Origin of the sequence: Labrys sedimenti (genome assembly GCF_034424805.1) — a bacterium.
GTDB classification, from domain to species: domain Bacteria; phylum Pseudomonadota; class Alphaproteobacteria; order Rhizobiales; family Labraceae; genus Labrys; species Labrys sedimenti.
The window spans coordinates 53,108-69,760 of record NZ_JAXOUF010000012.1; the positions used below are offsets into that span (position 1 = coordinate 53,108).

Here is a 16,653-nt window from a genome sequence, read left to right on the forward strand (position 1 = left end):
GGCGCGGCCGGTTCACAGCCGGTTCGACAGGGCCTCGACGATCCAGCCCCATTCGCTGGCCGCGAGCTGGCCGGGCGGGTCGCCGCGCAGGATCGCCATCAGTTCCAGATAGCGCCGCGAGCGGGCATGGTGCTTGCGGTATTGTTCGAGCTGCCAGTCGAGGAAAGCCTGGTCCGGTTCCTTGTTCATCGCCTGCGCCGACTTCTGCAGCCATGCCTCGGCAATGGCCCTGCCGGTGTCCGAATTCGGCGCGATGCCCTTGGCCATCGCCTCCCGCACCTCGGCGAAGGTCTCGTCTGAAATCTGGCGATAGGCGGCAGGGTCGAAGCCGTCATGCCACAATTGCTGCATGCTGGCCCGCATCTCGCCGATATAGGCCTTGTCGGTCAGGATGCCGTTGAGCTCCGTCCAGGCGTCGATCTGTTCGGGGCTGGGATCGTCGGGCAGATCCGGGGTGGAGGCCTCGATCATCCTGGCGCGCCAGGCCGGATCCATCCGGGCGCCGGCGCCGACCTCGTCATAGAAATTCTCGATGGTCGTGCGGAACTGGTTCTGGGAAAGGGCGGTCACGGTCCACAGTCTCCTCAAATCTTGCGGGGTGGGATCGGCGAGCTTCAGCGTGGCGCGCAAGGCGGCGGCGATGCGGCGCTTGGCGGAAATCTCGGCCTCGATGGCTTCCAGGCGCAGAGCCAGGACGTCGGTGAGGCCGAGGCGGCGGGCGATGAGGCGCGCGATGTCGCCGAGCTTCACGCCGGCATCGCGCAGAGCGAGGATGAGATCGAGCCTGGCCCGGTCCGCCTCCGAATAGACGCGGTACCCGCTCTCGGCCCGTGCGGCGGGCGGGAGGAGTCCCTTGTCGGAATAGAAGCGGATGCGCCGGACGGCGATGCCGCTCAGCCTGGAGAGCTCGCCGATGGTGTAGGTTTTCTCGCTCATGGGGCGAGTTGTACGGGCTCCGCCAAGTGGAGAGTCAAGCGGCCATGATTCCGGGTGCGCGGACGTCTCGTCCGCTCCTGGAAACGTCGTGCTTGCAGGAAAGGGAACGCGGCCGTCGCGACAAGCGGCAACGCCGGTTGTGCGGCTACGTCAGAATGCTTGAGTGCATCGGGTTCCTGTCCTCACCCGCCTCTATTCCGCATGGCCTGGCGGATTTCGGTATCCGTCGGGAAGCCGGGAGGAGACCATTCGTCGACACCGCCCCGATAGATCTCGATCGAGGGCCCGGCACCGTCGAGCTTGTCGGCGAATTTGTACACCGCCCAGAAGGCCGCGCTGCGATGCAGCGGCTCTGGAGGTTGGCAGACCGCGTGCAATTTTCCACCCTGTTGCTGCCAGATCGTCGTGGTGGTGGCATCGTAGACGATGTTCTTTTCTCGGCAATCCGTGCGCCAAGGCGGGGTTTGCCTCAAAAAGGCGCTGAACCGAGCCACTTCATCGGGAGAGAGATGAAAGCGATAGCGCACATAGAGCGCGTCGTTCCCCTGGGACGTTCCGGTGGCGCTTCTGTAGGTTCCCAGTCGGTACTTTTGAATAAAGCTGTCGCCATCCGCCGACAACCACAAGCGAAAGCTGCCCCATGCGTTTTCGGCAAAGATACCGAAGCTGCCGAATGACGGGTTCTTGTCCTTCGCCGATGCAGGGGCGGTCGCGGTACCAAAGACAAGGGTGAGGGCCAGCAGCAAGGCCGATGCGGCACGGCGAGGCATGAGGGGCGACCTTTCAAGGCGATGACGATGAAGTCGGAACGCTTGAGGATGCTACTGAGATCGTCGTGCGATGGGCGATGTCATTCCCGCCAGTTCTTGGGGTCGCTCACCGGATCGAGCGGCCGGGAAAGGTGCTTGACGGGCCGGGACGGCAGGGCCTGGGCGGTTTGCCAGGGGCCGGGCTGGCCGGCCTGGCGATGCCGGCGCCAGCTTTGGAAGGCAAAGCCGGCGTCGGAGAGCATCTGGAAGATGAGCATGACGGCGATCGCCGCCGAGGCGACCAGGCCGGGTTCGACGCCGGCATCCGTCGTGGCGGCGGGGGTGGCGACTGGGACCGTCGGGCCGGCAGCGGCAGCAACGGTTCGTGCGGTCGGCGCAATCTCGACCGTGGTCTCGCGCCAGTCGCGGAAATTGGCCTTGAAGGCCTTGAGACCTTTGAAAGGCGCGCAATGCTGGATGGCGCGCAGGACAAGGCCTTCGGCGGCGCCGTCCGCGACCGCACCCATCGGATCGATCACTTGCGGCTTGCCGGCGAGGCTGCCGTCGACCTTCAAGGACAGCTTGATCCATAGAGGTTTGTCGACAGGTTGCGCCTGGGGCCAGCAGGCCCGAATGGCCTGCGTCACGGTTTCTCGCGGTCCCGCGGCCGACACGGTTTGTGCCGCAAGGGCATATGTTGCCAGGACGTCGATGATCAGGGTGAAAAGCAGGAGGAGAAGCACGGTCCGGCTGCGGGAGAGGTCAAACTTGACCAATGGTTCTGGTCCACCGTTGAACGGCGTGACCCCGCAGCCCACCAGGCCGAACCCCATGCGCACAGCCATGACACCCTTATGCCGCCAGTCCGCCGAAGATGCACTTGCCGACGAGGATTTTGCAAGAGGGTACAGGGTCTTATGCGGGCAGGGGCCTGCTGGGGAGGCCGGATGTCGCGCCTCAGCCCGCCGCCTTGGCCCGGCAGTGGCGGCAGATGCCGGCGAGCTCGATAACCTGGCCGCGCGGGGTAAAGCCGATGGCGCCGGCGGCGGTCGCGAGGGCCTTGCCCACGGCATCGGATTCCGCTTCGCCCACGGTGCCGCAGCTCTCGCAGATCAGGAACATCACCACGCTGCCATCCTTGTGGTCATGGGCGCAGGCGATGAAGGCGTTGCGGCTTTCGATGCGATGGGCAAAGCCCTGTTCGAGCAGGAAATCGAGAGCGCGGTAGACCGTGATCGGAGCCGGACGCTTGCCCTCGCCATCCTCGAGCTTTTCGATCAGCTCATAGGCGCCGATTGGCTGATGGGTGGCGGCCAGCGCTTCCAGTACCTGCCGGCGGATCTGGGTCAGCCGGACGCCGCGCTCGGCCGAAAGACTCTCCGCCCGCGCCAGCACAGTCGAACTGCAATGGCTGTGGTCATGGCCCGGCTCGGCGAAGACCGGGGCTGGCTCGTGATCGTGGGCGTGGCGGTGGGCCATGGAAACCTCTCGCCCGATATGTAGCAATGGCAGGCCGGTTTTGCCAGCTTCCGGGGGAATACAGTCATTCCCTGAGATGCCCGCGATCCCGGATTAAGGCCGCACCGTGCCCTGGCCCTTCACCCGGTATTTGAACGAGCAGAGCTGCTCGGCGCCGACCGGGCCGCGGGCATGCATGCGGCCGGTGGCGATGCCGATTTCGCCGCCGAAGCCGAATTCGCCGCCGTCGGCGAACTGGGTGGAGGCATTGTGCAGCACGATGGCCGAATCGACCTCGGCGAGGAAGCGCTGGGCGGCGGCCTCGTCGTCGGTGACGATGGCATCGGTATGGTGTGAACCGTAGCGCTCGATATGGGCGAGCGCCGCGTCGAGGCCTGAGACCACCTTCACCGAGATGATGGCATCGAGATATTCGGTGGCCCAGTCGGTGTCATCGGCCGGCTTCACATGGGGATCGACGGAGAGGGTGCGCGAATCGCCTCGCACTTCGCAGCCGGCCTCTAGCAACGCCTTGACCAGCGGCTTGAGGAAGACCGGCGCCACGGCTTGGTCGACCAGCAGGGTTTCGGTGGCGCCGCACACGCCGGTGCGGCGCATCTTGGCGTTGAGCACCACGGCGATAGCCATGTCGAGCGAAGCGCCGGCATGGACATAGGTATGATTGACGCCTTCCAGATGGGCGAAGACCGGCACGCGGGCCTCCACCTGTACCCGGGAAACCAGGCTCTTGCCGCCGCGCGGCACCAGCACGTCGAGATTGCCATCGAGCCCGGCCAGCATGGCGCCGACGGCGGAGCGGTCGGGGGTGGGCACCATCTGGATGGCTGCCTCGGGCAGACCGGCGGCCTGCAGGCCCGCCCGCAAAGCCTTGGCGATCTCGCTACAGGTGCGGAAGCTCTCCGAGCCGCCGCGCAGGATCGCCGCATTGCCCGCCTTCAGGCAGAGGGCACCGGCATCGGCCAGCACGTTGGGGCGGCTTTCGAAGATCACGCCGACGACGCCGAGCGGGGTCGAGACACGCTCGAATTCCAGGCCGTTAGGCCGCGTCCAGTTCGCCAGCACCCGGCCGACCGGATCGGGCTGGGCGGCGACCTCACGGATGGCCGCGGCGATGCCGGCGACGCGCTTCTCGTCGAGGGTGAGGCGGTCGACATAGGAAGCGATCTGGCCGCGGGCGAGCGCATCGGCGACATCAAGCGCATTGGCGGCGAGGATGGCGGCCTCATTGGCGAGGATGGCCTTGGCCATTGCCTCGAGCGCGGCATTCTTGGCTGGGGCCGGGGCGAGCGCCAGGATCCGCGCGGCCGACCGGGCCGCCTGTCCTACTTTGCGCATGACGGCAATGACGTTGCCGTCTTCCATTCCCCGGTTTTCGTCGGGCATGGCTCACCCTGTCGGTTTTTCAAAAGATCAGGCTGACGTGGTTAGGCCGGATCGAGTGTCGTTGCAAGGGTTTGGGGTCATCCCGCACGCATTGCAGCACGAAGTGATGCGATGCAGATGCGGGACCGTATGCCGGATAAGACGCGCTCATCTCGCGATCCCGGATCTGCGAAGCGTCACCGCGTGACGCATCGCGTCCAGGATGATATACTCCTCAATGCCCGCCGCCACCGCCGCCCGCCATCTGCGGCTTCTTCAGCATGAAGATGGAGAGGCTGAGCACGCCGAACAGCAGCGTCAGCAGCAGGAACACGTCGGAGAACGCCATCACCAGCGCCTCGCGCCGCATCAGCCCGACCAGCCTGGAGACGGTCATCTGGTCGGCTGCCGCGCCGAAGGCGACGAAGCCGGCCTTCATGTTCTCATAGGTCTGCATGACGCTGTCGCGGCTCCAGTTCACCGCCTCGCCCAGACGCGACAGATGCAGGTCCTGGCGCTTGTTCAGGGCGGTGTTGATGATGGCAAGGCCCACCGCGCCGCCGAGGTTGCGCATCAAATTGAACAGGCCCGAGGCGTTCTTGATGCGCGCCGGTGGCAGGGTGCCCAGTGCGATGTTGGAGATCGGCACCATGCAGATCATCAAGGAGACACCGCGCAGGATCTGCGGCAGCAGGATCTCGTAGAAATCCCAGTCATGGGTGATGCCGGTCATGATCCAGGTGCCGGCCGCAAAGCCGATGAAGCCGCCGGCGATCATCAGCCGCGGATCGACGAAACGGGTGAGATTGCCCGCGATCGGCGCGGTGAAGAACATGCACAGGCCGGTGACGAACATGGTCTCGCCGATCATGCGCGAATCATAGCCGCGCACGCCGGCAAGATAGACCGGGAAGAGGTAGGTGAGGCCGTAGAGGCCGACGCCCAGCACGAAGGATAGCAGCGAGCCGGTGGCGAAGTTGCCGTCCTTGAAGGCGTGGAGATCGACGATGGGCTGCCTTGCCAGCAATACGCGGGCGAAGAACACCACGGCGCCGACGGCCGCGAGCACGGACATCACCAGAACGGGCGTTTCGGCGAACCAGTCATGCCCCGGCCCTTCCTCCAGCGCATATTCCATGCCGCCCAGGAACACCGCCATCGAGATCAGGCCGGTCCAGTCGAAATTGCTGAGCAGGGAAAGGTCCGGCTCGTCGAAATCGACCATGGCGAAGGTCATCAGCGTGACGATGATACCCGGCACAACATTGATGAAGAACAGCCAGTGCCAGGAGATCGCATCGGTGAGGATGCCGCCGACGGTGGGTCCGATGGTGGGGGCGAGCGTCGCCACCAGGCCGATCATCGGCGAGACGATGGCCTGCTTGGAACGCGGGAAGATGGTGAAGGCGGCCGCGAACACGGTGGGGATCATGCCGCCGCCGATGAAGCCCTGCAGCGCACGATAGATGATCATCTCGTTGATGTTCGTCGCGGTGCCGCACATGAAGCTCATGAAGGTGAAGCCCGCGCAGGACACCGCGAAGGTCCAGCGCGTCGAAAAGGCGCGGGAGAGGAAGCCTGAGAGCGGGATCATCACCACTTCGGCCACCAGATAGGCCGTCTGCACCCAGGGGATCTCGTCGCCGGAGGCGCCGAGGCCGGCCTGGATCTGGGGCAGGGAGGCGGAGACGACCTGGATGTCCAGGATCGCCATGAACATGCCGAACACCATCGCCAGGAAGGCGATCAGCTTGCGCTTGTCGATGGTTTCTTCGGCGGGAGCCGGTATGGCGGTGGCTGTTGCGGTGGCCATGGCGGCCTCCTCATAGCGTTTTGCGATTTGACGGAGTCACCTAGAATCGCAAAGACGCGTCGAACCAAAGAATGAGAGCAAACAGGCGTTCAGCTCTGAACGCGCTTTGCTCCGGGAGTGGATAGCCTTCTCACCGTGCGGGAGAAGGTGGCACGAAGTGCCGGATAAGGAGGCGCGCAACCTTGCCGGAAAGGCGGTGCGACCCCTCATCCGGCCCGGCTTCGCCGGTACACCCCTAGTCAACTCAAGAGAGTTGACGAAACTCGCAAGGGGAGAAGGCTTCTTGTTGCCTTACCCCTTCGGGCCGGTGCGGCTGTCGACCGTCACCACCACCGACAGGCCGGGACGCAGCTTGCCGCTGAGGGCGATGTCGGCAGGAACCTCGATACGCACCGGCACGCGCTGGGTGATCTTGGTGAAGTTGCCGGTGGCGTTCTCGGGCGGCAGCAGGCTGAAGACCGAGCCGGAGGCCGGCGAGAACTTGCCGACGACGCCTTCGAAGGTATTGCCGTCCATGGAGTCGACCGAGACTTCCACCTTCTGGCCGGGCACCAGGGGGGCGAGCTGGGTTTCCTTGAAGTTGGCGGCGACATAGATGCTCTTGAGCGGCACCAGCGCGATCAGGCGCGAGCCGGGCGAGACATATTGGCCGGGCTGGGCGGCACGGTTTCCGACCACGCCGTCGGTGGGAGCGCGCACCACGGTGGCGTCGAGGTCGTTCTGGGCCTTGGTGATGGCGACATCGAGTTCCTTGGCGCCCTGCTCGGCCTCGGCTTTCTGGGCCTGCGTCACGGCGAGATTGGCCTTGGCCGCGATCACATTGGCCTGCGCGCTGTTCAGGCTCGCCTGGGCATTGGTGAGGGTGGCATTGGCGCTGGCAAGGCCGGCATTGGCCTTGTCACGGTCGGCGGTGGCCTGGTCGAGCGTGGCCTTGGAGCCGAAATCCCGGGCAGCCAGCGCGTCGGCGCGGTCGAAGGCGGCATTGGCGCGCACGATTTCGGCCTTGGCCGAGGCGACGCCGGCCTGGGCCGACTCGATACCCGCCTTGGCTGAGGCGACGCCGGCATTGGCGGTCTCGATCGCCGCCTGCTGGGCCACGACCTGCTGGTCGATACGGGCAATGGTGGCGTTCTGGGTCGCGCGCTTGGCCTTGGCGGATTCGAGCGCAGTGCGATAATCGGTGTCGTCGAGCTTGACGATGACATCGCCGGCCTTGACGCTGTCGCCGTTCTGCACCGGCACGCTGTCGACATAGCCCGAGACCTTCACGCCCAAGGTGGACACGTCGGCCTGCACATAGGCGTCGTCGGTCTCGACCATGAAGCGGCCATTGGTCCACCAGTCATAGCCGTACCAGCCGCCCGCCGCGAGGGCGACAACCAGCAGGATAGGCAGGACGGTGCGGGCCTTTGATTTCTTCTTGCCGGCAGTGGCGGCAGGCTTGGACTGCACCGGAGCCGCGGGCGCTTCGGCCTTCGGGGCCTCCGCCTTCCCCGTCTCGGGCGCTGCCGGCGCGTCGGTACGCTGGCGCTCCAAGGTCACGACATTGTCGGTAGCGTCGGCCGGGCCGGTGGCTCCCTGGCCACCCGGAACGGCATTGTGGTCGCGAGCTGCGTCCATCGTGGTCTCCCAACCGGAAGGTGAGACGCCCCTGGACAACTCGAAAAAGTTGCCTGCAAAACCAGACCGTGTTGATCTTGCCCCGGAGCATTCTACGATTTGGGTGGCTATGCCGAGGATCGCAAATATGCATTAGAACAAAGGCTTGGAGTAAAATGCGTTTCCATGGAAACGCGCTTTGCTCCGGTCGACAAGATCAATACCGTCTGGCTGGGACTGTCAGGATCGAACCGAACGGTTCAGTCAGTTTTCGTTGACTATCATGTTGCGCTGCGATACGCAATAAAAATCGAACCGAACGGTTCAGTCAATTTTTTGGAGGGATTTCCGTCATGCTCGCCGAAAGCCCGGCACCTGCGAAAGAGCCGGCTACCGACCCACCGGCCGCCGACAATGCCAAATGCCGCCAGATCGTCGATGGTGCGCGTCGTGTCTTCCTGGCCCATGGTTTCGAAGGCGCCAGCATGAACGACATCGCCAAGGAGGCAGGCGTCTCCAAGGGCACCCTCTACGTCTATTTCGAGAACAAGGAGCGGCTGTTCGCGGCGATCGTCGACGAGGAGCGCTCCTCCCATGTCGAGCGCATCTTCGAATTCGACTACAATTCGCCCGACGTCGAAGGCACGCTGCTGGAGCTTTCCGCCGCCATCACCGCCTTCATCTGCCAGCCGCGCATCATCTCGGCGATGCGCGCCGTGATGGGCATCACCGAGCGCATGCCCGATATCGGGGCTCATTTCTACAATGCCGGCCCCGGCCATTCCCGCAAGCAACTGGCTAGATATCTCGATCTGCGCGTGGCCGCCGGCCAGCTCGATATCGATGATACGGAGCTGGCCGCCGCCCAGTTCCTGGAAATGTCGCACGGTCCCCTGCTGAAGCCGATGTTCTTCATGGCCAACAACACGCCGCCGACCAAGGCGCGCATCCGCGAGGTGGCGCAGTCGGCGGTGCGGGTGTTCATGGCGGCTTATGGCGTGAAGAAGTAACGGGCGGTTCTTTTGGCCGCTTTGTCACGGCCAAGCCGGAGAGGGCGCGACGAGCCCTCTCCATGAAGTGGGCTTTGCATTTCCGGGTGAAATGCATGGGGTGGCCGAGCGAAGCGAGGTCGGGAGGGGGGCGGCGGGCAGAGCTCTCCTTTCTCGGTAGATTGCAGGACCGTCGCGCCATCGCGTTATGCCTGGCGCATTGCACGCCACACCCGCTCCGTCATGACTTCGTCGTGACACCTCCCCCAGCTTCGTGGAGGAGGTTTGTGGCGCCACTTCCTGATCGATCATCCCCCGCGGATGCTCACCCGCAGGAAATCACCCTTGACGGTGATGGCCGGCTTGATGCCCGGCTTGTTCGGCAGGGCGCTGTCGACCAGCGAGGCATGGCCGCTCACCGCGTAGTTCACTGCCTCCGCGCCGGCGAAGCGCAACTCGGCGTCGATGGCATTGCCGCCGAGGTCAATGCTCTCGTCTTGCTCGATGCGGGCATAAGAGAGGCGAGCCCGGATGGCGTTGCCCTCGATCGAGACGTCGTGCGCATGACCGTCCAGCGCGATATCGCCGGCCCGGCTCTTGATGTCGAGCGAGGCGAAGCTGCCCGACAGGCGGCTCGAGGTTGCGTCCTGCTCGATGGAGACGGCGACGTTCTCGGGCAGGGTGGCGGTGAGTTCGAGCCGGCAATCGGAGGCGCCGAACCAGGCGCGGCTGCCGGTGTCGACCCGCAGTTCGGTGCCGTCGAGCCGGATCGAGCCGACATTCTCGCAGCCATTCGAAGCCCAGCTTGAGCGCCAGAAGGCGAACCAGCCGTCCGGCTGGCCACGCAGTTCGGCGCGATAGGGGCCGTCGCGGCTGGCGCTCAGCCGGATCAGGCCGGCTGGGCCGGTGATCGTCACCGCCGTCACCGAGCTGACATCGAGTTGGCCAAGGCTGGAACGAGCCCCGCCGGGGGCCATCCAGGCGATGGTAATGACCAGGGCGGCAATGCTCAAAAGCGTTCGCATGGCGGTCTTTCCTCGTGGAATTGTGGAAAGACCAAGCCGAAATCCGCCACATCCGGCGACCTCGATCGCGATCGCGGACGAATGCGAACATGATCGGGGACAGAAATGGTGTAGATTCGTCCCGTTTCCGGAAGCACCAAATGATCTTCGTGCCCTTGCCCTTCGTCAGCGCTTTGCTCTTTGCCATCCTCCTGGTGCAGATGGTACGGCAGGGCGATCGTTCGTGGCGCGACAATGCCTTTTTCCTCTTGCTGCTTGGTTTCGCGGTGCTCTCGGTGCTGCTGGGCCTGCGCTGGGGCTACGGGATCAGGACTTTCATCCCGCTTCAGGCCATGCTGGCCGCGTTGACGCCGGCCTTGGCCTGGCTTGCCTTTCGCGGTCTCACCGCCGAAGGTCCGGCGTTGCGCTGGGCCAAGGTCTGGCCCCATCTCCTGCCCGCCGGCCTGGTCGGGCTGCTCTTTGCGATCTCGTCCGTGTCGATCGACCTCGTGGTCATCCTGGCGTTCCTTGGCTACGGCCTCGCCCTGACCCGCTTGGCGCTGGCCGGCCCGGACGCGCTGATAGCGCCCCGGCTGGACGGAGTGTTGCGGTCTTATCGCGCGCTGCAAATCACCGCGGTGGCCTGCCTTCTCTCCGGGCTGACGGATATCGTCATCAGCCTCGACATGCGTTGGATGGGAGGCATGATTTCCGAGGCCATGGTGTCGGGCGGCAACGTCGTGGTGCTGCTGGTGCTGGGCGTTGCCGCGGCCTCGGCAGGATCGACGGCGCCGGCGGAGGAGACCGAGCCGCCGGTTGCCGAACCGCCCGCCCGGCCGGGCAGCGACGAGGACAAGGCGGTGGCGCTGGCCCTCGGTGCTCTGATGGCGGATCGCCAGCTCTACAAGGATGTCGACCTCAATCTCGGACGGCTCGCCCGGCGGCTGAATCTGCCGGCGCGGCGCGTTTCCTCGGCCGTCAACCGCATCCACGGCATGAGCGTGTCGCACTATGTCAACAAATACAGGATCGAGGAGGCGTGCCGCCTGCTGGCGGCCACCGATACCTCCATCATCCAGGTGATGATGGAGGCCGGCTTCCTGAGCAAATCCAATTTCAACCGCGAATTCCTGCGCCTAACCGGGGTCAGCCCCATCGCCTGGCGGCGGGGGCAGTGCGCTGTGCCGAGCGGAACGGCTGAGGCCGGCAAGCAAAAGGCCCCGCCGTGGCGGGGCCCCAAAACGCAACGCGACATCACGCAACGCAACTTGACGCAACTCGAACGCAACGCAACTCAGTAGCAGACCCGTACGCGAGCCCAGTGACCGCCGTAATAATCTTCGACCCAACGCTTCTGAATGGTGCAGCGGCGATACTCGCGATAATAGACGGGGCGGTAATCGTCATAGTAGCCGCCGCCATAGTATCCGCCATTGTAGGACGAACCCACCAGCAGGCCTCCCAGAAGGCCGATGCCGGCGCCGGCGGCGAAGGCACCATGGCGGCCGTTGCGGGCCTCGGCGGTGCCGGTGGTGGCAATGGCGGTGCCGGCCAGCGTGGCGGCAACCAGGGCTCCGGTCAGGATCTTCTTGAACATTGTCTCGTTCCCATCTCTCGTCTTGCGCGGGCTGCGCTTGCTCTGATGGGATGACGATGCCACTGCGGCCCTGCCGTTTCCGTGCGATTCGACACCTTGAAACACGCCGTGTGGTCTTTCCCGAATCGGGGTCACGCGGCTGTTTCCTTTCGTCACCAGGATGACGTAACGTCTTGCGGTTGCGGAGGAATGGCATGCGGTCCGGGTGGCGAGTTGGCGTCTGGTTGGTTCTGGGCTCTTTGGGTTTGAGCTTGGCCTTCATGGCGCCGCCGGCCGTGTCTGCATCCTGTCCAGGCGAGCCGGCGGCCTGCGCGACGACGGGGAGGACTCCACTGGGCCTCCCCTATCAGACGGCGATTACCATCCTTCAGGGCTTGGAGAAGAAAGACCGGCAGCCCCGTATCGAGCGCCTGGCCAAGGCTCTCGAGGCCAATCCCACGGATGACCTTGCCCGGCTCGAACTGATCATGCTGGGCGGCGACGACCGCAAGCAGGCCGCCATCGCCACCTCCCTGGCCGATCTCCTCGCCAAGGCCGGCAAGGCGGGCGATCCCGTGGTCGCAGCCCTGGCACGCCTGCTCAGCATTCCCACCATCGACGCGGAAGAGGAGGAGGGCGACGCCAAGATCACGTCACTGGTGGAGGCGGCACTGGCCGATCTCCGTGCCATGCGCAGCGATGCACTGCGCCGCGGTCGGGCTGCCTTGACGGCGGATGACGCTGACCTGCTGGCGGGCCTGATCGCGCGCCGGGCGGTTTTCGATCTCGACGAGGCGATGGAGGATTATGACCGTGATGTCGGCAAGGCCCGAGCGGCCGTGCTGCGGGCGGCAATCGAGGCCTTTTCGGCTCGGCTCGAACGGGCCCCGCGCGACCCGGCCCGCTTCCCGCTCCTGGCCGAGGCGTTGCGCGACAATTACGACGACGAGGGCAGACATGACCGCCTCGTCGAGATCTGCCGCCGCTGGACCAGCGTCGCGCCCGCCGAGCCGAAGGCGCGCAGTTTCCTGGTGAGCGCGCTGACGACGCGGGCCGACGAGCGCAACCTCACCGACAAGGCGGCCTTGGCCCTCGCTGACGCCGAGGCGCTCACCGTCCTGGCCGAGCCAGGGCCGGGATCAGCGCGCCTCGACGCGATCCAGGTCGAGGCTCTCGTCGCCAGCTATCGCGTCAGGGCGACGGCGCAGGGCAAGACCGAGCCTGTCCAGGCCGCAGCGACCCTCGCCGAGGGCCTGGAGCGGCTGCGGGCGAGAACGCAGGATGATCCTGCCCTGGGCAGCGGCGACGACCTCATCCTGGCGGCCGTGACGCTGGCTGGCGAGCGCATCGACAAGCAGGACGTCGCCACGGCCGAGACCATCGAGACGAAGCTGCTCTCCGTGCTCGCAGAGCCTGAACGCCGGGCGCAATTGCGCGATATGATCGCCGCCCGCTACCAGACGAAAGGCGAGGTGGAGGCGGCGATGCGGCGTTATCGTCAGTCCATGGTGGAGCTCGCGGCCGCGCCGGTTGACGGAGAGAAGAGCTGGCGCTTCATCGCGGCGGCGCGAAACCTGTTCGAGCTCGGCCGGCGGGATGCCCGTCGCTTTGATGCTGACGCTCATGCGCGCGCTCTGATCGACTATGCCGCCGAGCCTCGCCTGCGCGCGATCGACGGGCTGGGCGGCAGGGAGAGGGCGCGCCTGCTCCTGCAGATCGCCGATGCCCTGCATGTCCTAGCCAAACGTCTGGAGGAGGCCGGCATCGAGTCGCCGCGTATTGGTCTGCTGGAACGCGAGGTCGCCCTGCGCGAGCCGCTGGCGCGCGATCCCGCCGAGCGGGCCGGTCGCCTGGACGGCCTGGCAGACGCCTATCGCGATCTCTCCGACGCCTTCGATGCGGCGAACCGGGAGAAGGAGGCGCTCAACCAGGCCCGCAAGCGCGTGGAGATCCGGCGCGAGCAGAAGGAGAAGAACCCCGCGGGTTTCGACGAACTCAGCGACACTGTCTGGGCTCTGCGCGATCTCGGCGACGAGCAGCGCCATGTCGGCGACGACAAGGGCGCGCAGGCCAGCTACCAGGAAGGGGCGCAGGTTGGCGCGACATTGCTCGAGCGTTATCCGGACAAGGGGGGCTCCTACGAGGCCATGTCGGCGATCCAGGTGGCGATGGGCCATGCGGCCCGCTCCACCATGATGAAGCTGATCCACTACAAGCGGGCGCAGGCAACCAATCTTGCCCATCTCGACAAGCTCGGCGAGAAGAAGTTCGATCAGGACTTCCTGGCGGTGTCGAGCATCAATATCGGCGATACCTATCTGGAAGCCGGCAAATACCAGGCGGCGCTGACCCATCTCGGCCAGGCCCTCGAAGCGAGCGACAAGAGCCTCGCCGACGATCCCGAGAACAACAGCCTTCTGCGCCGCCGAGCCCGCATCCTCGACAAGATCGCCAGGGCCGAGCAGGGGCTGGATCGCACCGAACCGGCCATCGCCACGCGCCGCCGCCAGATAGAGCTTCTGGAAAAGCTGGCGCGCCTGCGTGGCGCCGCGGTGGAAAACCAGGCAGGCGCCTATGAGGCATTGATCGACCTGCTCTCCCGGAGCGGCGATCATGCCGACGAGATCGCCGAGATCCGGCGCAAGGTGGCGGCTTTGTGAGGCGGCGCGGCCGCATTCCAGTTGGAATTTTGATTTTCAGTCGATTTTCACGCGTCATTGCGAGCGAAGCGAAGCAATCCAGGGACCGAAAAATAGGGATTTCGTAGCTTGTGGATTGCTTCGCTCGCAATGACGCTCAAGCAACAGAATTACGACTGTAGCGTTAGCCGCCGATGGCCCCGATCTTGCCGAGGAGCTCGGCCACCAGCGTATTGTCGAGGCCTTCGTCCGTCTGCCAGACGACCTCGCAACGCCGGCTGATCAGGAAGGTCTGCGGGATCGAACGCAAGGACAGCATGGTGATGAGCTCTCGCTTGTTGTCGATGCCGACGAGACCGTAGGGATTGCCCGCCTTTTCCAGATAATGCAGCACCGCCTCGTCCTGGTCCTGGACGGCGACGCCGGCTATGCGAACGCCCTTGCGTTGGAGGTCGACGAGATAGCGGTGCTCTTCCCGGCAAGCCTGGCACCACGAGGCCCAGAAGTTGAGGACGGTGACCTGGTCCTGCAGTGCTTCGAGCGTGGGGGCGGGAATGTCGGCAAGGCCCGCCAGGGGCTCCACCTGGAAGGGGCCGAGCACGGTGCCATTCGAATCCGTCGGAGCCGGGTCCTCGGCACGGACCGATGTCGTCAGGCTGGCGGCGATACTCGCCAGGAATGCCCTGCGGCCCATCATGACGATTCTCCCATGTGGTGCTTTGCCCTGGCTCTTTGCTTCGGCGCATTGCTGCGATTCGAGGCGACACCATCAAATCCCAAGGCGTTTGGCCACCATAGGTTGTGCGAGAGACTTGGCAACGGAGCGGGAACGGTTGCGAACAGGTTCGGAATTGAGGGGAAGGATGATTTTTCTAAAGCAAACGCCGCCCAGATGGGCGGCGTGAGCAACGTGCCGGCAAGGCGATCTCAGTAATTGGCGTCGGGAACGGCAGCCTTCTTGCGCTCGATGAAATCTCGCAGGGCTTCGTCCTTGCCGGGATCGATGGCGGGGGCCTCGTAGTCGGCCAGCGTCTTCTTCCAGATCTTGTTGGCGCGCTGGGCGGCGTCCTGCTTGCCCTCGGCTTCCCACTGCTCCACCGAATTGTTGTCGGAGATGTTGGAGCGGTAGAAGGCGGTCTCGAAATTGGCCTGGGTGTGGGCGCAGCCGAGGAAGTGGCCGCCCGGCTCGACCTGACGGAAGGCGTCCATGGCCTGGCCGTTCTCGGACATGTCGACGCCCTTGGCCAGAACATGCATGGCGCCGAGCTGGTCGAAGTCCATCACGAACTTCTCATAGGAGGCCGAAAGGCCGCCTTCGAGCCAGCCGGCCGAATGCAGCATGAAGTTCACGCCGCCGAACATCGCCGGGATCAGCGTGTTGGCGCTCTCATAGGCGGCCTGGGCGTCCGGGATCTTGGAGGCGCAGAGCGAGCCGCCGGAGCGGAAGGGCAGCTTCATGCGGCGGGCGAGCTGGCCGGCGCCGTAGATGGCGAGCGCCGCTTCCGGCGTGCCGAAGGTCGGTGCGCCCGACTGCATCGAGAGCGTGGAGACGAAGGTGCCGAAGATGGCGGGCGCGCCGGGACGCACCAGCTGCAGGAAGGAGACGCCGGCCAGCACCTCGGCCAGCACCTGGGTCAGCGTGCCGGCCACCGTCACCGGGCTCATGGCGCCGGAGAGGATGAAGGGCGTGATGATGCAGGCCTGGTTGTTCTGGGCGTAGACGTCGGCCGCGCCCAGCATGGTGTTGTCCCACACCATCGGCGAGTTGGCGTTGATCAGGCTGGTGCACACCGTGTTCTGCTGGATGAACTCCTCGCCGAACAGGATCTTGGCCATGTCGACCGTGTCCTGGGCGCGCTCGGGCGCGGTGACCGAGCCCATGAACGGCTTGTCGCTCAGGCGCATATGCGCATAGATCATCTCGAGATGGCGCTTGTTCACCGGCAGGTCGACCGGCTCGCATACGGTGCCGCCCGAATGGTGCACATAGGGATTGGCATAGGCCAGCTTCACGAAATTGCGGAAGTCCTCGATGGTGCCGTAGCGCCGGCCCTTGTCGAGGTCGTGCACGAAGGGTGAGCCGTAATTAGGCGCGAACACCGTGTTGTTGCCGCCGATGACGACGTTGCGCTCGGAATTCCGGGCATGCTGGATGTATTGCGAGGGGGCGGTCTGGATCAGCTTGCGGGCGAGGCCGCGGGGAAAGCGCACGCGCTCGCCCTTGATGTCGCAGCCGGCGGCCTTGAGCAGTTCGAGCGCGCGCGGATATTCGCGGAACTCGATGCCGACTTCCTCCAGAAGGGTCTCGGCATTGTGCTCGATGATCTGCATCGCTTCTTCCGAGAGTACCTCGGTGAGCGGGATGTTGCGGCTGATATAGGGCACCGAGGTGCCGCCGCGCTGCACGCGGGCGGCCCGGCGGGCGTCGCGCCCGCGGCGCGAGGCGGACGGAGCTTCGGTATGCGTGGCGTTGTCGGCTGCGTCCGTCATGGCGTTCTCCCGAGAAT

Annotated in this window: 14 protein-coding genes; 3 read left to right on the top strand and 11 right to left on the bottom strand. The window is 65.2% G+C overall.

All coding sequences use genetic code 11. From position 1 onward, the window contains the following. Window positions 1-12: 12 nt before the first annotated feature. The 7 genes from U1R88_RS25765 to U1R88_RS25795 all read right to left on the bottom strand — a co-directional run bounded on the left by U1R88_RS25765 (window position 13) and on the right by U1R88_RS25795 (window position 7,959). On the bottom strand, window positions 13-936 hold the full coding sequence (locus U1R88_RS25765) for a MerR family transcriptional regulator (RefSeq protein ID WP_322433828.1): 924 nt from the start codon (window positions 934-936) through the stop codon (window positions 13-15). A 182-nt stretch (window positions 937-1,118) separates the two neighbouring features. Then, a complete protein-coding gene (locus U1R88_RS25770; RefSeq protein ID WP_322433829.1) occupies window positions 1,119-1,706 on the bottom strand; it encodes a hypothetical protein in 588 nt (195 codons plus the stop codon). 80 nt (window positions 1,707-1,786) lie between these two features. Next, entirely contained in the window at window positions 1,787-2,530 is a 744-nt protein-coding gene (locus U1R88_RS25775) for a hypothetical protein (protein WP_322433830.1), read from the bottom strand. A 112-nt stretch (window positions 2,531-2,642) separates the two neighbouring features. Next, window positions 2,643-3,164, bottom strand: a complete 522-nt coding sequence (locus U1R88_RS25780; RefSeq protein ID WP_068294352.1) for a transcriptional repressor — start codon at window positions 3,162-3,164, stop codon at window positions 2,643-2,645. A gap of 93 nt (window positions 3,165-3,257) precedes the next feature. After that, a complete protein-coding gene (locus U1R88_RS25785; RefSeq protein ID WP_322433831.1) occupies window positions 3,258-4,547 on the bottom strand; it encodes a glutamate-5-semialdehyde dehydrogenase in 1,290 nt (429 codons plus the stop codon). Window positions 4,548-4,761: 214 nt separating this feature from the next. Further along, window positions 4,762-6,339, bottom strand: coding sequence for a DHA2 family efflux MFS transporter permease subunit (locus U1R88_RS25790; protein WP_322433832.1), 1,578 nt, complete (start codon window positions 6,337-6,339; stop codon window positions 4,762-4,764). A gap of 291 nt (window positions 6,340-6,630) precedes the next feature. Then, entirely contained in the window at window positions 6,631-7,959 is a 1,329-nt protein-coding gene (locus U1R88_RS25795; RefSeq protein ID WP_322433833.1) for an HlyD family secretion protein, read from the bottom strand. A gap of 332 nt (window positions 7,960-8,291) precedes the next feature. Between U1R88_RS25795 and U1R88_RS25800 the strand changes: the two genes are divergently transcribed. Then, window positions 8,292-8,948: a TetR/AcrR family transcriptional regulator gene (locus tag U1R88_RS25800; RefSeq protein ID WP_322433834.1), complete on the top strand. Its 657-nt coding sequence runs from the start codon at window positions 8,292-8,294 to the stop codon at window positions 8,946-8,948. Between the two features lie 287 nt (window positions 8,949-9,235). Here U1R88_RS25800 and U1R88_RS25805 read toward each other — a convergent pair whose 3' ends face one another. Beyond that, window positions 9,236-9,952 carry a hypothetical protein gene (locus U1R88_RS25805; RefSeq protein WP_322433835.1) on the bottom strand — a complete coding sequence of 239 codons (717 nt, stop codon included), beginning with the start codon at window positions 9,950-9,952 and terminating at the stop codon, window positions 9,236-9,238. A gap of 140 nt (window positions 9,953-10,092) precedes the next feature. Here U1R88_RS25805 and U1R88_RS25810 point away from each other — a divergent pair, with 140 nt between their 5' ends. Beyond that, window positions 10,093-11,232 (top strand): helix-turn-helix domain-containing protein, encoded by a 1,140-nt coding sequence (locus U1R88_RS25810; RefSeq protein WP_322433836.1) that lies wholly within the window; start codon window positions 10,093-10,095, stop codon window positions 11,230-11,232. Here U1R88_RS25810 and U1R88_RS25815 read toward each other — a convergent pair. Further along, window positions 11,226-11,528, bottom strand: a complete 303-nt coding sequence (locus tag U1R88_RS25815) for a hypothetical protein (protein WP_105864147.1) — start codon at window positions 11,526-11,528, stop codon at window positions 11,226-11,228. The two genes, U1R88_RS25810 and U1R88_RS25815, sit on opposite strands and share 7 nt — an antisense overlap. A 275-nt stretch (window positions 11,529-11,803) precedes the next feature. Here U1R88_RS25815 and U1R88_RS25820 point away from each other — a divergent pair, with 275 nt between their 5' ends. Beyond that, complete coding sequence (locus U1R88_RS25820) at window positions 11,804-14,167, top strand: hypothetical protein (protein WP_322433837.1); 2,364 nt, start codon at window positions 11,804-11,806, stop codon at window positions 14,165-14,167. 163 nt (window positions 14,168-14,330) lie between these two features. Here the strand turns inward: U1R88_RS25820 and U1R88_RS25825 are convergent, their stop codons facing one another. Both U1R88_RS25825 and U1R88_RS25830 read right to left on the bottom strand, forming a co-directional pair. Further along, the gene (locus U1R88_RS25825) at window positions 14,331-14,843 is read right to left on the bottom strand and encodes a TlpA family protein disulfide reductase (RefSeq protein ID WP_322433838.1); all 513 of its coding nucleotides are present in this window, start codon (window positions 14,841-14,843) and stop codon (window positions 14,331-14,333) included. 230 nt (window positions 14,844-15,073) lie between these two features. Then, entirely contained in the window at window positions 15,074-16,636 is a 1,563-nt protein-coding gene (locus tag U1R88_RS25830) for a trimethylamine methyltransferase family protein (RefSeq protein WP_322433839.1), read from the bottom strand. Window positions 16,637-16,653: the final 17 nt, after the last annotated feature.